This is a genomic window from Streptomyces sp. NPDC012825 (assembly GCF_042900925.1).
GTDB lineage: Bacteria > Actinomycetota > Actinomycetes > Streptomycetales > Streptomycetaceae > Streptomyces.
Genome location: NZ_JBIBBZ010000004.1, coordinates 296136 through 312568, shown reverse-complemented (window position 1 = coordinate 312568; position 16433 = coordinate 296136). Strand labels below are relative to the sequence as shown.

Annotated in this window: 15 protein-coding genes; 7 read left to right on the top strand and 8 right to left on the bottom strand. The window is 74.6% G+C overall.

The window, feature by feature from the left end; translation table 11 throughout:
* Positions 1-330: 330 nt before the first annotated feature.
* From ACFY7E_RS12990 to sigJ, 3 genes are all read right to left on the bottom strand, one after another.
* Positions 331-2478 (bottom strand): ATP-binding protein, encoded by a 2148-nt coding sequence (locus tag ACFY7E_RS12990; protein WP_389483963.1) that lies wholly within the window; start codon positions 2476-2478, stop codon positions 331-333.
* 57 nt (positions 2479-2535) lie between these two features.
* Positions 2536-4182: a molybdopterin-dependent oxidoreductase gene (locus ACFY7E_RS12985; RefSeq protein ID WP_389483961.1), complete on the bottom strand. Its 1647-nt coding sequence runs from the start codon at positions 4180-4182 to the stop codon at positions 2536-2538.
* An 89-nt stretch (positions 4183-4271) separates the two neighbouring features.
* The gene (gene sigJ / locus ACFY7E_RS12980) at positions 4272-5225 is read right to left on the bottom strand and encodes an RNA polymerase sigma factor SigJ (RefSeq protein ID WP_389483959.1); all 954 of its coding nucleotides are present in this window, start codon (positions 5223-5225) and stop codon (positions 4272-4274) included.
* A 135-nt stretch (positions 5226-5360) separates the two neighbouring features.
* Between sigJ and ACFY7E_RS12975 the strand changes: the two genes are divergently transcribed.
* A complete protein-coding gene (locus ACFY7E_RS12975) occupies positions 5361-5744 on the top strand; it encodes a hypothetical protein (RefSeq protein ID WP_389483957.1) in 384 nt (127 codons plus the stop codon).
* Here the strand turns inward: ACFY7E_RS12975 and ACFY7E_RS12970 are convergent.
* From ACFY7E_RS12970 to ACFY7E_RS12960, 3 genes are read right to left on the bottom strand one after another with little or no spacing between them, the layout of a single operon-like run.
* On the bottom strand, positions 5741-6700 hold the full coding sequence (locus ACFY7E_RS12970; RefSeq protein WP_389483954.1) for an amino acid ABC transporter permease: 960 nt from the start codon (positions 6698-6700) through the stop codon (positions 5741-5743). The two genes, ACFY7E_RS12975 and ACFY7E_RS12970, sit on opposite strands and share 4 nt — an antisense overlap.
* Positions 6697-7362: an amino acid ABC transporter permease gene (locus ACFY7E_RS12965; protein ID WP_389483952.1), complete on the bottom strand. Its 666-nt coding sequence runs from the start codon at positions 7360-7362 to the stop codon at positions 6697-6699. Before ACFY7E_RS12965 ends, ACFY7E_RS12970 begins: the two co-directional genes overlap by 4 nt.
* Before the next feature lie 10 nt (positions 7363-7372).
* Positions 7373-8212, bottom strand: coding sequence for a glutamate ABC transporter substrate-binding protein (locus ACFY7E_RS12960; protein ID WP_389483950.1), 840 nt, complete (start codon positions 8210-8212; stop codon positions 7373-7375).
* A gap of 261 nt (positions 8213-8473) precedes the next feature.
* Between ACFY7E_RS12960 and ACFY7E_RS12955 the strand changes: the two genes are divergently transcribed.
* From ACFY7E_RS12955 to ACFY7E_RS12935, 5 genes are all read left to right on the top strand, one after another.
* Complete coding sequence (locus tag ACFY7E_RS12955; protein WP_383434111.1) at positions 8474-8932, top strand: Crp/Fnr family transcriptional regulator; 459 nt, start codon at positions 8474-8476, stop codon at positions 8930-8932.
* A 104-nt stretch (positions 8933-9036) separates the two neighbouring features.
* Positions 9037-10410 (top strand): carboxyl transferase domain-containing protein, encoded by a 1374-nt coding sequence (locus tag ACFY7E_RS12950; protein ID WP_389483948.1) that lies wholly within the window; start codon positions 9037-9039, stop codon positions 10408-10410.
* An 82-nt stretch (positions 10411-10492) separates the two neighbouring features.
* Positions 10493-10648, top strand: a complete 156-nt coding sequence (locus ACFY7E_RS12945; RefSeq protein ID WP_383434105.1) for a hydrophobic protein — start codon at positions 10493-10495, stop codon at positions 10646-10648.
* A 309-nt stretch (positions 10649-10957) separates the two neighbouring features.
* Complete coding sequence (locus ACFY7E_RS12940) at positions 10958-11875, top strand: SigB/SigF/SigG family RNA polymerase sigma factor (RefSeq protein WP_389483946.1); 918 nt, start codon at positions 10958-10960, stop codon at positions 11873-11875.
* Positions 11876-12096: 221 nt separating this feature from the next.
* On the top strand, positions 12097-12687 hold the full coding sequence (locus ACFY7E_RS12935) for an isochorismatase family protein (RefSeq protein ID WP_389483944.1): 591 nt from the start codon (positions 12097-12099) through the stop codon (positions 12685-12687).
* A gap of 48 nt (positions 12688-12735) precedes the next feature.
* On the opposite strand, the gene ACFY7E_RS12930 is transcribed toward ACFY7E_RS12935, so the two are convergent.
* Together ACFY7E_RS12930 and ACFY7E_RS12925 are read right to left on the bottom strand one after the other, a co-directional pair.
* Positions 12736-13935 carry a serine hydrolase domain-containing protein gene (locus tag ACFY7E_RS12930; protein ID WP_389483942.1) on the bottom strand — a complete coding sequence of 400 codons (1200 nt, stop codon included), beginning with the start codon at positions 13933-13935 and terminating at the stop codon, positions 12736-12738.
* 288 nt (positions 13936-14223) lie between these two features.
* Positions 14224-14583, bottom strand: a complete 360-nt coding sequence (locus tag ACFY7E_RS12925) for a hypothetical protein (protein ID WP_389483940.1) — start codon at positions 14581-14583, stop codon at positions 14224-14226.
* A 131-nt stretch (positions 14584-14714) separates the two neighbouring features.
* Between ACFY7E_RS12925 and ACFY7E_RS12920 the strand changes: the two genes are divergently transcribed.
* Positions 14715-16415 (top strand): FAD-dependent monooxygenase, encoded by a 1701-nt coding sequence (locus ACFY7E_RS12920; protein ID WP_389483937.1) that lies wholly within the window; start codon positions 14715-14717, stop codon positions 16413-16415.
* Positions 16416-16433 lie beyond the last annotated feature (18 nt).

The following is a 16433-nucleotide window of genomic DNA, read 5'->3' as shown; positions in this document are numbered from 1 at the left end:
GGGTCTCCTCGTCGGGGGTCGGTCGCCGTACGGCTCGTCGCACGCGTGCCGCGTACGGCTCTGTTCAAGGGCCGACTCTACGCACCGGAGCACCGCGCCGTCGCCCCGCGCCGTTCCGCGTCGCCCTGGTCGGCCCCGGTGTGTTCCGGCAGGTCGGACGGGTGCACGCGGTCGCGGCGACGACGCCGGCGGCCGTCGGTGTCGTGTGCCGGTCCCGTGTCGCGGATGTCCCGGTCCGCCGGGTTCAAACGCGCCGACCGGGTTCGCGCGTGACCGTCGAGGGCGTACGCGGCCGTCGGGGCCCGCACGCGTCGGCCGGGTCCACCCGTGTCAGCCGTGTCCGGGGCCGCGCAGGGCGCGGTCGAGGCCGTCCTGCGGGAGGCCGGTGAGGGCGCGGACGAAGATCTCCTCGTAGGCGGGTTCGCCGATCGACGCGCGGACGGTGTCCGTGTACTTCTCGTGCAGGGCCCGCAGGCCGGGCAGGCCGCGCCGGGGCTGGCCGGTGGCGCGCCAGTACGCCTCCCCGGTGCCGGAGACGTCCGCGGCGCGCTCGCCCTCGCCGGCCGCCGCGAGGGCGGTGGCCAGGACGTCGAGGCCGAGGGCGACGCCGAGGCTCGCGCCCAGGTGGCGGGTGCCTTCGAGCATGGCGCGGGCGTGGCCGGAGGCGGCGGCCGGGTCGCCCTCCAGGAGGCCGGTGAGGGCGAGCTGGTACTCCAGGGCGGTGCGGGTCCAGTGCTCGTCCAGCTCCTCGCACAGGGCGCGCAGCCGGAGCGCCCGCTCCCTGGCCTCCGCGAGCCGGCCCAGGCCGGTGAGGGCGAAGACCCGTACGAGGTGGCAGCGGAGCCGGGCGGCGGAGTCGGCGGGTCCGCCGCGGGCGGCGTCGAGGACGTGGCCCACGACGACGTGCGCGGCCGTCGGCCGGCCGGTGGTGAGGGCGAGGAGGCCGGCGAGGGCGGCGGCGTCGAGGGTGAGGTCGCCGGGCCGGTCCCGTCCGGCGGCCTCCCCGTGCTCCGTACGCCCGGTGCCGTCGACGGGATCGACGGGATCGACGGGGCCGGCGTACTCGGCGTACTCGGCGTGCCGGGCCTCGCGGGCGCAGCGTTCGCTGACGTCCTGGGCGGGGCCGAACTCGCCCTGGAGCACGAGGGTGACGCCGAGGGCCCACAGGGCGCGGGCCCGGACGCGGCCGCGGGCCTCGCTGAGGAGCAGGGCCTGTTCGAGGCCGTCGCGGGCCTCGCGGAGGCGGCCCCGGCAGGACCAGGCGAAGGCGACGGAGCCGACGAGGTCGAGGGCCGCGTCGGGGTCGGTGCGCAGGAGCCGGTCCAGGGCGGTGCGCAGGTCGGTGTGGTGGGCGTCGACGGTCCGGTACCAGCGGAGCTGGCGGGCGCCGTGCCACTCGGTCTCGGCCCGGCGGGCCAGGCCCCGGAAGTGGGCGGCGTGCCGGTCGGCGACGGTTCCGGTCTCGCCGGTGCGGTCCAGCCAGGTCGCCCCGTACTCGCGGATCGTGTCGAGCATCCGGTGGCGTCCGGCGGCGTCGGGCGGGCGGACCACGGAGGAGCGGACGAGTCCGTCGAGCGCCTCCGGCAGGGTCGCGTGGTCCAGCGGGCCGCCGATGCAGACGGCGGTCGCGGACGCGAGGTCGAAGGGGCCGCGGAAGACGGAGAGGCGGGCCCAGAGGAGGCGTTCGAGCGGGGTGCTCAGCTCGTGGCTCCAGCCGATGGCGGCGCGCAGGGTCTGGTGGCGGCCGGGCCAGACGCGCTCGGTGTGGGCGAGCAGGTCGAAGCGGGCGCCGGGCACGGCGTCGAGGCGGGAGCCGAGCTGGTCGCGCACGGCTTCGGCGCCCTGGAGGCGGATCTGCGCGGCGGCGAGTTCGAGGGCGAGCGGGATGCCCTCCAGGCGTACGCAGATCTCCCCGACGGGTCCGGCGGCGGGGAAGTCTTCCCCGGCGGCGCGGCGGAGCAGGGCCAGGGCGTCCGGTCCGGCGGGCGGCAGCGGGTCGAGGGCGACGGTCTCCTCCCCCGCGACGCCGAGGGGGCGGCGGCCGGTGGCGAGGACGGTGAGGCCGGGGGCGGCGGCGAGGAGTTCGGTGACGAGCCGGGCGCAGGGTTCGGTCAGGTGCTCGCAGGAGTCCAGGACGAGCAGCAGCCGGTCGGCGGCGAGCCTGCGGCAGAGACCGGTGGCGGCCATGCCGGGGGTGTGGTCGGCGAGGTCCACGGAGTCGGCGACGAGCGGGACGAGCAGCCGCTCGCCGTCGAGCTGGCCGAGGTCGGTCCACCAGGCCCCGTCCGGGTACCGTCCGGCGGCGCGGTGTGCGGCACGCAACGCGAGCCGGGTCTTCCCGACTCCCCCGACGCCGGTCACGGTGACGAGGCGGTGCTCCGCCAACGCGGCGGATACGCGCTCCAGTTCCGTGCGGCGCCCCACGAAACCGGGGTTCTCGTCCGGCAGATGTCCACGCACGGAAGCAGTGTCCCTCATATGTCCCCCGAACGGATGGGCGCGGCCGCTTCGTTACGCAGCTACGACCACCGGCGCCTATTCTCCGCCCTCGACCGTCACCACGACCGAGTGCCATCCCTGGGCGCCGTCGGGCATCGTGGCGGTGCGCCGCTCGGGCTGGGTGGCGCCGGTGCCGTCGGTGGCGCGGACGGTGAGGGTGTGGCGGCCGGGGGCCGCCTCCCAGGGGTACGTCCACTGGCGCCAGGTGTCGCGGGTGTCCTCGGCGGCGAGGCGGGCCTCCCGCCAGGGGCCGTCGTCGATCCGCACCTCGACCCGGCGGATGCCCCGGTGCTGGGCCCAGGCGACTCCGGCGACCATGACGGTGCCGGCGGCCGGGCGGCCGAAGGGACGGGGGGTGTCGATGCGGGACTGGGTCTTGACGGGGGCCTCGGCGGCCCAGCCGCGCGGGACCCAGTAGGCGTCGTACGCGTCGAAGGTGGTGAGCTCGATCGACTCGATCCACTTGCAGGCGGAGACGTAGCCGAAGAGGCCGGGGACGACCATGCGGACGGGGAAGCCGTGCTCGAAGGGCAGGGGTTCGCCGTTCATCCCGAAGGCGAGGAGGGCGTCGCGGCCGTCCATGACGTCCTCGACGGGGGTGCCGATGGTCATGCCGTCGACGGAGCGGGCCACCAGCTGGTCGGCGGGTCCGCCCTCGGAGGGCGGGCGGACACCGGCCTCGCGCAGCAGGTCGGCGAGGGGGACGCCGAGCCAGCGGGCGTTTCCGACGTACGGGCCGCCGACCTCGTTGGAGACGCAGGCCAGGGTGATGTCCCGCTCGACCGTCCGCCGGGCCATGAGGTCCCGCAGGGTGAGGGTGAGCTCCTCGCGGACGCCCGTGCCGTGGAGGCGCAGGCGCCAGCGGTTCGCGTCGACCTTGGGGACGACGAGGGCGGTGTCGACCCGGTAGAAGTCCCGGTTGGGGGTGACGAAGGGGCTGATGCCGGGGACGGCGAGCCGGGCTCCGGCGGGGACGGGCGGTGCCGGGAAGGCCGGCCGGGGCAGTCGCACGGCCGCCCGTGAGGCGGCGGCGTTCTCCTCGGCGGGCGAACCGACGGCCCTGCCGAGGGCGGCGGCGCCGGTCGCGGCGAGACCGGTGGAGGCGGCGACGACGAGGAAGCTCCTGCGGTCCGCGCGGGCTGCGGCGGCCCCGGCCCCGGCTCCGGCTCCGGCTCCGGTACCGGCCTCGCTCCCGGTCCCGGGCCGGGTGGCCAGGAGACGGCCGACGAGGACGTACAGGAGGAGCGTGCCCAGGGCCGCCCCGACGAGGGAGGGCACGGCGTCGAGGGCGGAGTCCGAGTCGGGGCGGGTGACGGCGGCGATCGCTCCGAGGACGCCGAAGGCACCGACCGCCGCCGAGCCGAGCGCGCGGCGGCGCAGGGCGAGCAGCCCGATCCCGACGGCGAGCAGGGCGAGGACGAGCAGGATGCCGAGCTGGAGGACGGCCTTGTCGTTCTCGCCGAAGGTGCGGATCGCCCAGTCCTTGAGGCCCGCCGGGGTCCGGTCGACGAAGGCGCCGCCGACGGCCACGACGGGGCTCGCCTCGGGGCGCACCCGGGAGGCGACGAGGTCGGCGACGGCCAGGGAGACGTACGCGGCGACGAGACCGCCCAGCGCGGCGAGCAGACGGTCGGTGCGGGTGGCTTCTCGGACGGGCCGGTGTGTGTCCCTGGTGGCGTTCATGATGAGTACTTCGCCACGGAACGCCTCCCGGACGGGTGCTTTCGGGGTGTCCTCGGGGTTCCTTCACCCTCAGGAGGGAGCCGGGCCCGTCAGCCGTGACGGGGCGGACCCTGGGGCGCGTCGGGGAAGTCCCTTGCCCACGGGCGGAGTTTCTCGGGGTTGCGGACCACCCAGATCCGGGCGACGCGTCCGTCCTCGACGTCGAACGCGGCCACGGTCGCGACGACGCCGTCGCGCCGGGCCACCAGACCGGGCGCGCCGTTGACCGAGCGTTCCAGGAGTTCGAGCCCCGGCGCCCGGTCCGCGATGGCGACCATGTACCGGGCGATGCGCGCGCCGCCCTCGACCGGGCGCAGGACGGTGCCGACCATGCCGCCGCCGTCGGCGGTCATCACTGCGGCCGGGTCGAGGAGGCCGACGAGGGCCGCGATGTCCTTGGTCTCCCACGCCTCCTTGACGTGTCGGACCACGTCGGCCCGGCCGGTCGCCGGCACCGGGCCGTGCGCGGTGTCCACCCGCCGCCGGGCGGAGGCCGCCAGCTGCTTGCAGGCCGCGGGGGTCCGGCCGAGGACTCCGGCGATCTCGGCGAACGGGTACCGGAAGACGTCGTGCAGGACGAACGCCACCCGCTCGGCGGGCGTCATCGACTCCAGGACGACGAGGAAGGCCATGGTCACCGACTCGTCCAGGACGATTCGGTCGGCGGGGTCCGCGGGGCCGGCGGAGGCGCCCGTACGGTCCCACTCGGCGCGGTCGGGCAGCGGCTCGGGGAGCCAGGCGCCGACGTAGCGTTCGCGGCGGGCCCGCGCCGAGCCGAGCAGGTCCAGGCAGATGCGGCCGGTCACCGTCGTCAGCCAGGCCCCCGGGGACAGGATCTCCTCCCGCCGGCTCCGCGGGAGTCCGTACCAGCGCGCGTAGGCGTCCTGTACGGCGTCCTCGGCCTCGGTCACCGAGCCGAGCAGCCGGTAGGCGACGTTGATCAGCCGTCCCCGCTCACGGTCCGTGCCGTCCGTGCCGGTCCCGACAGCCCCGACGGTCCCCATGGCTTCGGCCGCCCCCTCGTCGTGCCTTCGCGGGCCCCGCCTTACCTTTCGGAGGCCTGCCTCGTCGAACGGGTGAGACCTTATCGATCCACTGCCCGGAGGCGGGAAGCCCGGGGCGGAAAAGGGGACTGTGACATGGCCACTGAGATGACGGCGGCGAAGGCGACGGCGGACGTGCGGCACGGTTCCTCGTTCCTGAGGACCGCGATCGTCCTGCAGACCCTGACCCTCTTCCTCCAGGCGGTCTCGGCCGGGCTGCTGCTGACCTCGTCCTACGGGGAGACGCTGCACGGCGTCGGAGCCCGGGTGATGTACGGGGCGTCGATGCTGTACGTGCTCGCGGCGGTGCCGGCGTGGAAGCCGGGCGGCGGCCCGCTCCGGCCCGTGTGGCACGCGTCGGGCTTCCTCGTCCTCGCCTCGGTCCAGGTGGTGGTCGGCATCGCGCACGTCCCGGCGGTCCACGTCCCGCTGGGCGTCCTGATGTTCGGCCTGAGCGTGCTGGCCCTCGCCCGGCGCTAGGGGGTGTCTCGCCGATCAGGGGTCCCATGGCGGTCGCGGTGTTCGCCCGGGGCGGCCAGGTCCTCCACAGTGTCCGCCCCCACGACCGCGCCCGTGGTCCTCCTGCCGCGTCGCAGGCGGCCTTCGAGGCGGGAGGCGAAGGTGGTGAGGGCGAAGTTGAGGGTCACGAAGATCACGGCGACGACGGTGAAGCAGGCGATCGTGTTGGCCCCGTAGTTGGCGCTCATCGGGCGGACCGAGGCGAGGAGTTCGGAGAAGCCGAGCATCGCGCCGCCGAGCGCGGTGTCCTTGACGACGACGACGAGCTGGCTGACCAGGGCGGGCAGCATGGCGGTGACCGACTGCGGCAGCAGGACGTACGTCATGGTCTGGCCCTTGCGCATGCCGAGGGCCCTGGCCGCGTCGGTCTGGCCGGCGGGGAGGGAGAGGATGCCGGCGCGGACGACCTCCGCGAGGACGGAGGCGTTGTAGAGGACGAGGCCGGTGACGACGGCGTACAGGGGGCGGGTGTCCGGGCTGATGTCGGTGAACTCGGAGTAGGCGGCGTTCGCGAAGAGCATCAGGATGAGGACGGGGATCGCCCGGAAGAACTCGACGACGGTGCCGGCCGCGCCGCGCACGGCGCGATGGTCGGAGAGGCGGGAGACGCCGAGGAGGGTGCCGAGGGGCAGGGCGATCACCATGGAGAGCGCGGCGGCGACCACGGTGTTCCTCAGGGCGGGCAGGACGTACGTCTCCCAGACGCGGGCGTCCGTGAAGAAGGGGGCCCACTTGGACCACGCGAGCTGGTCCTTGGCGGCGAGGCCCGCGATCACCCACCACGCCACGGCGGCGAGCGCGGCCAGGAAGAGCAGGGTCCACAGGAGGTTGCGCCGCCGGGCGCGGGGGCCGGGCACGTCGTAGAGGACGGTGGGGGCGCTCTTCGCGGCACCGGTCTCCTTCCGCCCGGTCCTCACCGCCTCACCGCCACCTTCTTGGCCAGTCGGCCGAGGAGCAGGCCGGTGGGCAGGGTGAGGCAGAGGAAGCCGACGGCGAAGACCGCCGAGACGAGGATGAGCTGGGCCTCGTTCTCGATCATCTCGCGCATGAGGAGGGCGGCTTCGGCGACGCCGATGGCGGCGGCCACGGTGGTGTTCTTGGTGAGGGCGATGAGGACGTTGGCGAGGGGGCCGACGACGGAGCGGAAGGCCTGCGGGAGCACGACGAGGCGCAGGACCTGGGGGAAGTTCAGACCGATGGCACGGGCGGCCTCGACCTGTCCGAGGGGGACGGTGTTGATGCCGGAGCGGACCGCCTCGCAGACGAACGCGCTGGTGTAGGCGGTGAGTCCGAGGACGGCGAGGCGGAAGTTGATCGTGGTGAACCGTTCGGCGCCCATGCCGACGCCGAGCGTCTGGAAGAGGCCGAGCGAGGTGAAGACGATGATGACGGTGAGGGGGATGTTGCGGACGACGTTGACGTAGACGGTGCCGAAGCCCCGCATGAGGGGGACGGGGCTCACCCGCATGGCGGCGAGCAGCGTCCCCCAGACCAGGGAGCCGATCGCGGAGTAGACGGTGAGCTGCACCGTCACCCCGAAGGCTCCGAGGAGGTCGTACCCCTGGAGGAAGTCGAACACGGCGGTCCGCTCACTTCACGACGACGCCGATCTCCGGCGCGGGTTCGTTCCGGTATCCGGCCGGGCCGAAGTTCTTCTTCACCGCCGCGTCCCAGGAGCCGTCGGCGACCATCTTCTCCAGGGCCGTGTTGATCCTCTCCTTGAGGTCGCTGCCCTTCTGGACGCCGATGCCGTAGTTCTCGTTGCTCATCTTGAAGCCGCCGAGCTTGAACTCGTCCTCGAACTGGCTCTGCGAGGCGTATCCGGCGAGGATCGAGTCGTCGGTGGTGACGGCGTCGATGACGCCGTTCTCCAGGCCGGTCAGGCACTCGGAGTAGCCGCCGTACTCCTGGAGCTGGGCGTCGGGGGCGAGTTTCGTCTTGACGTTCTGCGCGGAGGTGGAGCCGGTGACCGAGCAGAGCTTCTTGTCGTTCAGGTCGGACGGCTGCTTGACGGAGTCGTCGTCGGCGCGGAGCAGGACGTCCTGGTGGGCGAGGAGGTAGGGGCCGGCGAAGTCGACCTTCTGCGCCCGTTCGTCGTTGATCGAGTACGAGGCCGCGACGAAGTCCACGTCGCCGCGCTGGAGCAGCGTCTCGCGGTCGGCGCTCTTGGCCTCCTTCCACACGATGTCGGAGGGGTCGTGGCCCAGCTCCTTGGCCACGTAGGTCGCCACGTCGACGTCGAAGCCGGTGTACGTGCCGTCGGGGGTCTTCAGGCCGATGCCGGGCTGGTCGAACTTGATGCCGACGGTGATCTCGTCCTCCCCGTGGTCGCGGGGGACGCCGGCGTTCGCGAACCCCGTGGAGGTGAGGGAGAGGACGACGGCCGCGGCGGCGGCCGTGAGGGACCTGCCGGTCCTGAGCGGGTTCATGAGGATCACCCCAGGGGTCTTTCGGCCGGGCCTCGGCCCGGTGCTCGCTGTCGTCCCCCCTGCTTGCCGGGTCCCTCCTCACGTTCATGCTCCGCCCTCCGTCCGGCCCGCGCACGCCGGACGGGGGGCCTGCCGGCGGCGGGGGCGCACGGAGGGTGAGGGGGCCGTCCGGCCGGCGTGACGGACGGCCCGATCCTGCGCGCGCGGCGGCTCCTTGGCCGACACTGGGGGTGGGAGTCGAGTGTCCGAGGAGGGTCCGCCATGAGCAGTTCCACGCCCAAGGTCAGCACGTTGCCCCCGGAGCACCGGGAACGCCTGATGGCCTTCGCCGAGGACGTGCGCTTCGAGTCCGGCCACCGCCTCTTCGAGGAGCAGCAGCACGCCGATCGCTTCTGGATCGTGAAGACGGGCGCGGTGACGCTCGACGCGCGGGTGCCGGGACGCGCGGCGCCCGTGATCGAGACCCTGCGCCACGGCGAACTGGTCGGCCTCTCCTGGATGTTCCCGCCGTACCTGTGCCAGTCGGGCGCGGAGGCGATGACACCGGTGCGGGCGTACGAGTTCAACGCCCCGGCCGTCCGGTCGATGTGCCGCTCCGATCCCGAGTTCGGCGCCTCGGTCCTGTTCTGGCTGGGTTCGGTCCTGGCGCACCGCCTCCAGGTGACCCGGGTCCGGCTCCTGGACCTGTACGCCCCGCACGGGAGCGGGATCATGGCCTGAGGCCGCCCCGGGACGGCGCCGGGCCGGGCGGTACGGTGGGGGCGCACCGCTGATCCATCCGTACGCGTTCCCCGTACGCACCGGCGACCGGCTGTGAGGCCCGCATGACCGACCCGACGACGGCACGCGGGGTGATCGCCCTCGTGACCGACGAGTTCACCGAACTGCCCTTCGACGAGGGTCCGCTGTCCGGTGACGGGCCGATCGGCTGGCCCGGGTACTCCGCCGCGCACGCCCGGGCCGCCGCCCGTACGGGCGAGACCGAGTCGGTGGTCTGCGGGACGGGTGTGGTAGGTGGGGTGCCGGTGGTCCTGATCTCCTTCGAGTTCCGCTTCCTCGGCGGTTCCCTCGGGGAGCGGACGGGGGCGCGGGCCGCCGCCGCCCACGCCCTGGCCCGGGCGCGGCGGCTGCCCGTGGTGGTCCTGCCGGCCACCGGCGGCAGCCGGATGCACGAGGGCATGCGGGCCCTCCTCCAGCTCCAGCTCCTGGCCCGCGAGTCGGAGCTGACCCGGGCCGCCGGGCTGCCGCAGGTCGCGGTCCTGCGGGACCCGACGACCGGGGGCGGCTGGGCGACGCTCGGCGCGGGCTCCGACGTCGTCCTGGCCCTGCCCGGCGCGCAGGTCGCCTTCGCCGGTTCCCGGGTGCGGCCGCCGGACGCGGACCCGGCCGCGTACACCGCCGAGGCGCAGCTCGCGCACGGCCACGTCGACGCGATCGTGCCGCCGGACGCGCTGCGCGCCGTCCTCGGGCGCTGGCTGTCCCTGCTCACCCGCCCGGCGAAGGGCCCGGTCCCGCCGCCGTACGCGCTCGGGGATCCCGGCGCGGCGCCCGCGGCGAGCGGCCGGGAGGCCGTGGCGCGGGCCCAGCACCCGGACCGGCCCCGGGCCGGCGCGTACCTCGACGCCCACTTCACCCTTCGCGAGGAGATCTCCGGCGACCGCTGCGGCGGCGTCGACCCGGGCGTGCGGTGCGGCTTCGGGCGGCTCCCCGACGGGCGTACCGTCGCCTACGCCGCGCAGTGCGGCACCGCGACCCGCCCGGCCGGTTTCCGCACGGCCGCGCGGCTCGTGCGCCTCGCCGGCCGTCTCGGGACGCCGGTGCTCACCCTGATCGACACCCCGGGCGCCGCCAACGACGCGGAGGCCGAGCGCGCGGGGGCGGGCAGCGCGATCGCGGACCTGTTCGCCGCCGTCGCCGCCGCGCGCACCCCGCTGACCTCCCTGCTCGTCGGCGAGGGCGGTTCGGGCGGGGCGCTCGCGCTCGCCGCCCCGGGGAACACCTGGGTCACCCCGGACGCGTACTTCTCCGTCATCGCGCCCGAGGCGGCCGCGGCCATCCTCAAGCGCCCGCCGGAGGAGGCCGGGGCGACGGCCGACCAGCTCCGGCTGCGGCCTCGGGACCTCGTCGAACTCGGGATCGCCCGTGGCGTGGTGGAGGTCCGGCCCGGGTCCTCGGGAGACTCCCCCGGCGGCGCATGAGCACGGAGGGAGCGGGCAGGGGCGGTGCGGCGGGTCTCCGTGCGGACCGCGCCGGACGACGCCGTACGACGGAGGTGACGTCATGGTCCCCCTGCTCCTCGTCCTCCTGGTGATCCTGGTCCTGTTCGGCGCGGGCTTCGCGCTCGACGTGCTCTGGTACATCGCCATCGCCCTGCTGGTGCTGTGGGTGCTCGGCTTCTTCGTGCGGAGCGGCAGCGGCCGCTGGTACCGCTGGTGAGGCCTTGGTGAGGCCTTTGGTGGAGAGTCCGGCGGGCCCGTGCCGAGGTCGCTGGTGAGCCCGTGGTGAAGCCGCCGGCGAGTCCCCGGTGAGGCTTCTGGCGAGCCGGAACGCCGACGGCTCCGTGCCGTGTCCCGGAGGGCGATCGTCCTGCTCGCGGTCTCGGCCTCCCCGCCGGAGGCTCCTCGGCAAATCGTGCCGAATCCACAGTTACGGGTCATCCTGATTCAAGACGCTTGACCGGTGGACCCGCGCCGTCGCCCTGCTCATGGGGCCGGGGCGGGTCCCGAGCACCGTCGAAGGAGTCCCATGTCCTCCCCCCGCGTTCGCTCCGTCACCCTCGGCGAAGACCCCGGGGCCGCCGGGAATCCGGGGGCTTCGATGCGCCGGACGGCACTGGACGGACTGCCCGAGCTGGCCCGCCCCACCTCCGTCTCCACCGACGACGCCCAGGCCCTCTCCGCAGCACTCCTGACCCGCCTGACCGAGCTGGAGGAAGGCACACCCGAGCACGCCTACGTCCGCAACACCCTGGTCGAGCTCAACCTCAGCCTCGTCAAGTTCGCCGCCCGCCGCTTCCGCAACCGCGCCGAACCCACCGAGGACATCGTCCAGGTCGGCACCATCGGACTGATCAAAGCCATCAACCGCTTCGACCCCGAACGCGCCGTCGACTTCTCCGCCTTCGCCCTGCCCACCATCGTCGGCGAGATGAAACGCTTCTTCCGCGACACCAGCTGGGCCGTCCGCGTCCCCCGCCGCCTCCAGGAACTACGCATCGACCTCGCCAAAACCGCCGACCACCTCGAACAACACCTCGGCCGCCGCCCCACCCGCACCGAACTCGCCCACCACCTCCACCTCACCGAAGAAGAGATCGCCGAAGGACAGCTCGCCGCCCACGGCTACGCCACCCGCTCCCTCGACACCCCGGCAGGGGACGACGAGGAGACCTCCGGTGCCGCTCCCCGGCACCTGGCGACCGCCGAGCCCGCCTACGAGCTGATCGAGTCCCTGACCGCGCTCCGGCCCCTGCTCGACCGGCTCGACGCACGGGACCGGCACATCCTGTCGCTGCGGTTCGGGGAGGAGCTCACCCAGGCCGAGATCGGCCGGCGCATCGGCCTCTCCCAGATGCAGGTCTCGCGGCTGCTCACCCGCATCCTCGGCGAACTCAGAGCCGCTCTGCTCGAGGACGGTTCGGCGCCCGGCCCGGCGGCCGGCTGATCTCCGGCCACACCGCCTCCATCCGCTCCTCAGTCGCGGACGGACGGCGCCGTGCGGCCTCCGGAGCGGACGGCGGAGGACGGCGCCCCGGCGCCCCTCCCCACGAGATCGCGTTTTCATGATCCCGATCGGGTGAACGGCGGGCGCGTGCCCCTCCCGGCGCACCCCGGGAGCGGGACGATGCCGGGGACTCTTCCCACCCCCGAGGAAAGGCCGCTCCCGTGCGCCGTGCCCTGATCGTCGTCGATGTACAGAAGGACTTCTGCGAGGGCGGCGACGTCCCCGTGAACGGTGCGACCGGCCTGGCGGTCGCCCTGGCCGACCTGGTCCGGGGCGCCGGCGACCGGTACGCGCACGTCGTCGCCACCCGTGACCACCACATCGACCCGGGCGACCACTTCTCGGACGAGCCCGACTTCGAGGACTCCTTCCCGGTGCACTGCGTCGCCGGTACCGAGGGCGCCGAGTTCCACCCGGACTTCGCGGCCGCCGTCGCCTCCGGGGCCGTGGACGAGGTCTTCCTCAAGGGCGCCCACTCCGCCTCGAAGAGCGGCTTCGAGGGGGCGACCGCGAGCGGCACGCCGCTGGGTGACTGGCTGCGCGCCCGTGGGGTAGACGGCGTCGACGTCGTCGGGATCGGTACGGACCACTGTGTGAAGGCGACCGCCTTCGGCGGGGTCCGGGAGGGCTTCGACGTGCGCGTCCTCCTCGACCACACGGTCGGCGTCGCCGCCGACAGCACCGACCGCGCGCTCGACGGGCTGCGCGCGGCGGGCGTCGAACTGAGCGGGCGGCCGGTGGTCCTCGTCTGACCCGCGGGCCCGTCCGACCCGCGGGCCCGTCCGACCGGCGGGACACCCCTAGCTCGGCTGGACCGCTCCGGCGTAGACGTTGTCCGGGGTGACGATCTCGGTGATCGCCCGCGCGAGCAGCGTGGACGGCTCCTGTCCCCGGCTCGTGGCGTCCGTGTTGATCATGACGACCAGGGTGGCCTTCCGTGCGGGCAGGTACACGGTCACGGTCTCGTACCCCGGCAGCGAGCCGTTGTGCCCGATCCAGCCGTTGGTCTCGAAGATCCCGAGGCCGTAGCTGGTGCCGGGGAAACCGGTGGGCAGCGTCCTGAGCCGCTGTGCCTGGGTGGCGGGGCTGAGCAGCTCGCCGGTGGCGAGGACCCCGGCCCAGCGGCGCAGGTCGTGCAGGTTCGAGATCATCGCCCCGGCCGCCCAGGCCCAGCTGGGGTTCCGGTCGGTGGCGTCCGCGATCCCACCACTCAGCGTCTGGTCGGTGTAGCCGCGCGGGTGCGGCCGGGGAAACTCGTCGCCCTTCGGGAAGAGCGTGTTCCGCAGGTGCGCCGGGCGGAGCACCCGCCGGTGGACGAAGTCGGCGAGCCGCGTGCCGCTGACCTTCTCGATCACCAGGCCGAGCAGGACGAGGTTGGAGTTGGAGTACTGGAACCGCTCCCCCGGCTCGGAGGTGTTGGCGTGCCGGTAGCCGTACGCGAGCAGCTCGTACGGGGTGAAGACGCGCTGCGGGTCGCTCAGCAGGTCGCGGGTGAAGTCGGGGTCGGAGGTGTACGGGAAGAGGCCGCTGCGCATCTCGGCGAGGTGGCGCAGGGTGATCCGGTCCCCGTTGGGCACGCCGGCGATGTGGGCGGAGATCGGGTCGTCGAGGCGGATCCGGCCGTCGTCCACGAGTTCGAGCAGCGCCGTGACCGTGAAGGTCTTGGTCTCGCTGCCGATCCGGACGTAGGAGTCGGCGCGCATCGGCGCTCCGGTGGCGGTGTTCGCGACGCCGGTCGCGCGGACGTAGCTCCCCCGGCCCGGCATCCACAGGCCGACGACGACGCCCGGGATGCCCGCCCCCGTGCGGACGTTCTCGATCGCCTCGTCGAGACGGGCGGTCAGCTCGGGGCCGAGGCCGTCCGGCGGGCAGTCCTCCCCGCCGTGCCGGTCGGCGGTCGCGGCGTGGGCGGGCGCGGCGGGGGCCGTCGCCGTCGGGGCGAGGACGGAGGCCGCGAGCAGGGTCGCGGCGAGCAGTCTGCGGGAGCGGATACGTCGCATGGCGGGGACGCCTCTTCTTCCAGGTCACGGCCTCGGAGCCGTGGACTCGGAGGCACGGCTCGGAGTCGCGGGCTCGGAGGTACGGGGCAGGCCCGGAGTCGCGGACCCGGGTGCGGGGGCTCGGAGGTACGGGGCAGGCCCGGAGTCGCGGACCCGGGTGCGCGGGCTCGGAGTCGCGGACTCGGGCCACGGGCTCGGAGGCAACATCACCACCGGGATCCGAGACGGAGGCTCGCCGGGCCGGTGCGCCCCCGGTGATTCCACTCGTTCGGACCGGACGGGCGGCCGTCAGAGGCCGGGGCCGTACCCCGGGTCGGGGGCCTGCCGCGGATGCCACCCGGCCGCGAGGCCCCAGAGGCCCAGGCCCACCACGGCCGCGCAGACGAGGACCGCCGCCCACGGGCGCAGCCACCGCGTGGCCGCCGCCCAGGTCAGGGGCGGGACGACGAGTCCGGCGAAGAGGATGAGCGGCAGGTCCACGAGGATCACGCCCCAGTCCCGGGCGTGCGCCTCGAAACCGCCGTCGATGCTGTACGCGGCCCGGGACAGCGCGAAGGCGCCCGTGACGGCGGCGCCGAGGACGGCGAGCAGACAGCCGACGGCGCTCTCCAACCGGTCGCGGGATTCCTCCGTGGGCTTCTCGCTCATGCCAGGGAGGGACGCGGGGTGCCTCCGCCCGGTTCCGTACGTCCCGGTTCCGTACGCCCCGCCGTCCCGGTTCCGTACGTCCCACCGCTCGCCCTCCGGGGCGGGGCGGGCGACCATGGAGGGCGGGGCCCGTGGGGGACGAGGCAGCGCTGGAGGTACCCGTGGCGCACCACCGCACCACCACCGACGTCCTGGTCGTCGGCGCGGGCCCGGTCGGCCTGAGCGCGGCCGCCGAACTGCGCCGGCACGGGGTGCACTGCCGGATCGTGGACCGGCTGCCGGCCCGGCTGCCGTACGCGAAGGCGGTCGGGATCCAGCCGCGCACCCTGGAGCTGTGGGACCGCATGGGACTGGTCCGCGACGTCCTGGAGGCCGCTGTCCCGATACGGGGGCAGCTCGTCCACGTCGACGGCGAGGAGCGGGCCCGGATCGATCTGGAGATGCCGCCCGAGGTGCCCTACGGCTTCGCCGCGCTCCCCCAGTACGAGACCGAGCGCCTCCTGGAGGAGTACCTGGCCCGGCTGGGGACGGTCGTGGAGCGCGGCACCGAACTGGTGTCGTTCGACCGGGACCGGGACGGGGTCACCGCGCGGCTGCGCACCGCGTCCGGCTCCGACGAGGAGCTGCGGGTCCCGTACCTGGTCGGCTGCGACGGGGCGCACAGCGTCGTGCGGAAGGGGCTGGGGCTGTCGTTCGAGGGCGGCGCGTTCCCGGAGGAGTACATGCTCGGGGACGTCGAGGCCGACTGGGACCTGCCGCACGGCTACGGCGTGCGGTCGAGCCGCCGGTCCGCCGACGGCTCCGCCGACGACGTGCTCATCTGCGTCCCGCTGCCGGGCGCGAACCGCTACCGGATGTCGATGCGGGTCCCGCCCGAACTGTCCACCCGGGGAAGCGCCGCGCCGGACGGCGTCGCCCACGGCGTGCAGGCCGGGCGGACGCCGGAGCTCTCCGACCTCCAGGCCGTCGTCGACCGGCTCGCGCCCCGGCCCGCGCGGCTCTCCCGGCTGCGCTGGGCCTCGGTCTTCCGCATCAGCCACCGGATCGTGGACCGCTACGGCGAGGGCCGGGTCCTCGTCGCGGGCGACGCGGCCCACATCCATCCGCCCACCGGCGCCCAGGGCATGAACACCGGGGTGCAGGACGCCTGCAACCTGGCCTGGAAGCTCGCCCTCGTGGTCCGGGGCGGGGCGGGCCCCGGACTGCTCGACACGTACGACGCCGAGCGGCGTCCGGTCGGCGAGGAGGTGGTGGGCCGGACGGTGCGGCACGCCGTCCACGGCATCGAGGCCGACCCCGACGACCGGCGGACCCTGCTGCTCCGCGAGGCCCAGCTTCTCGTCGGCTACCGGGGCGGCCCGCTCGCCGGCGCTCCGTACGGCCCGGCCGGCGCGCCGCAGCCCGGCGACCGGGCCCCGGACTGCGGTGGTCTGACCACCCCGGTCGCCGCGTTCCCGCTGCGGCTGCTCGACGTGCTGCGCGGCCGGGCGGGGCACGTGGTGCTGCTGTACGGCTCCGACGCCGCCGAACTGTCCGGCGCGGCGGAGGCGGCGCGGACGGCCGGCGGGCTGCCGGCCGTGGTGGTCCTGCCGGCGGCCGGGAGCGACCGGCCCGACCCCACGGCCGCGCCCGTGCCCGCGCCCGCCGCCTCCGTGCCCACGTCCTCTTCCGTTCCCGTGTACCGGGACGCCGCCGGGGAGTTCGCGCGGCTCTACCTCCCCGACGGCGCCACCGGTCTCGTCGTCCGCCCGGACGGGCAGCTCGGTGCCCGGTTCCCCCTCGGCGGTGCCGCGGCCGCCCTGAGCGCGTACCTCAGGGCCCTGTCCGTGTGACCGCGGCCGTGCGGGCGG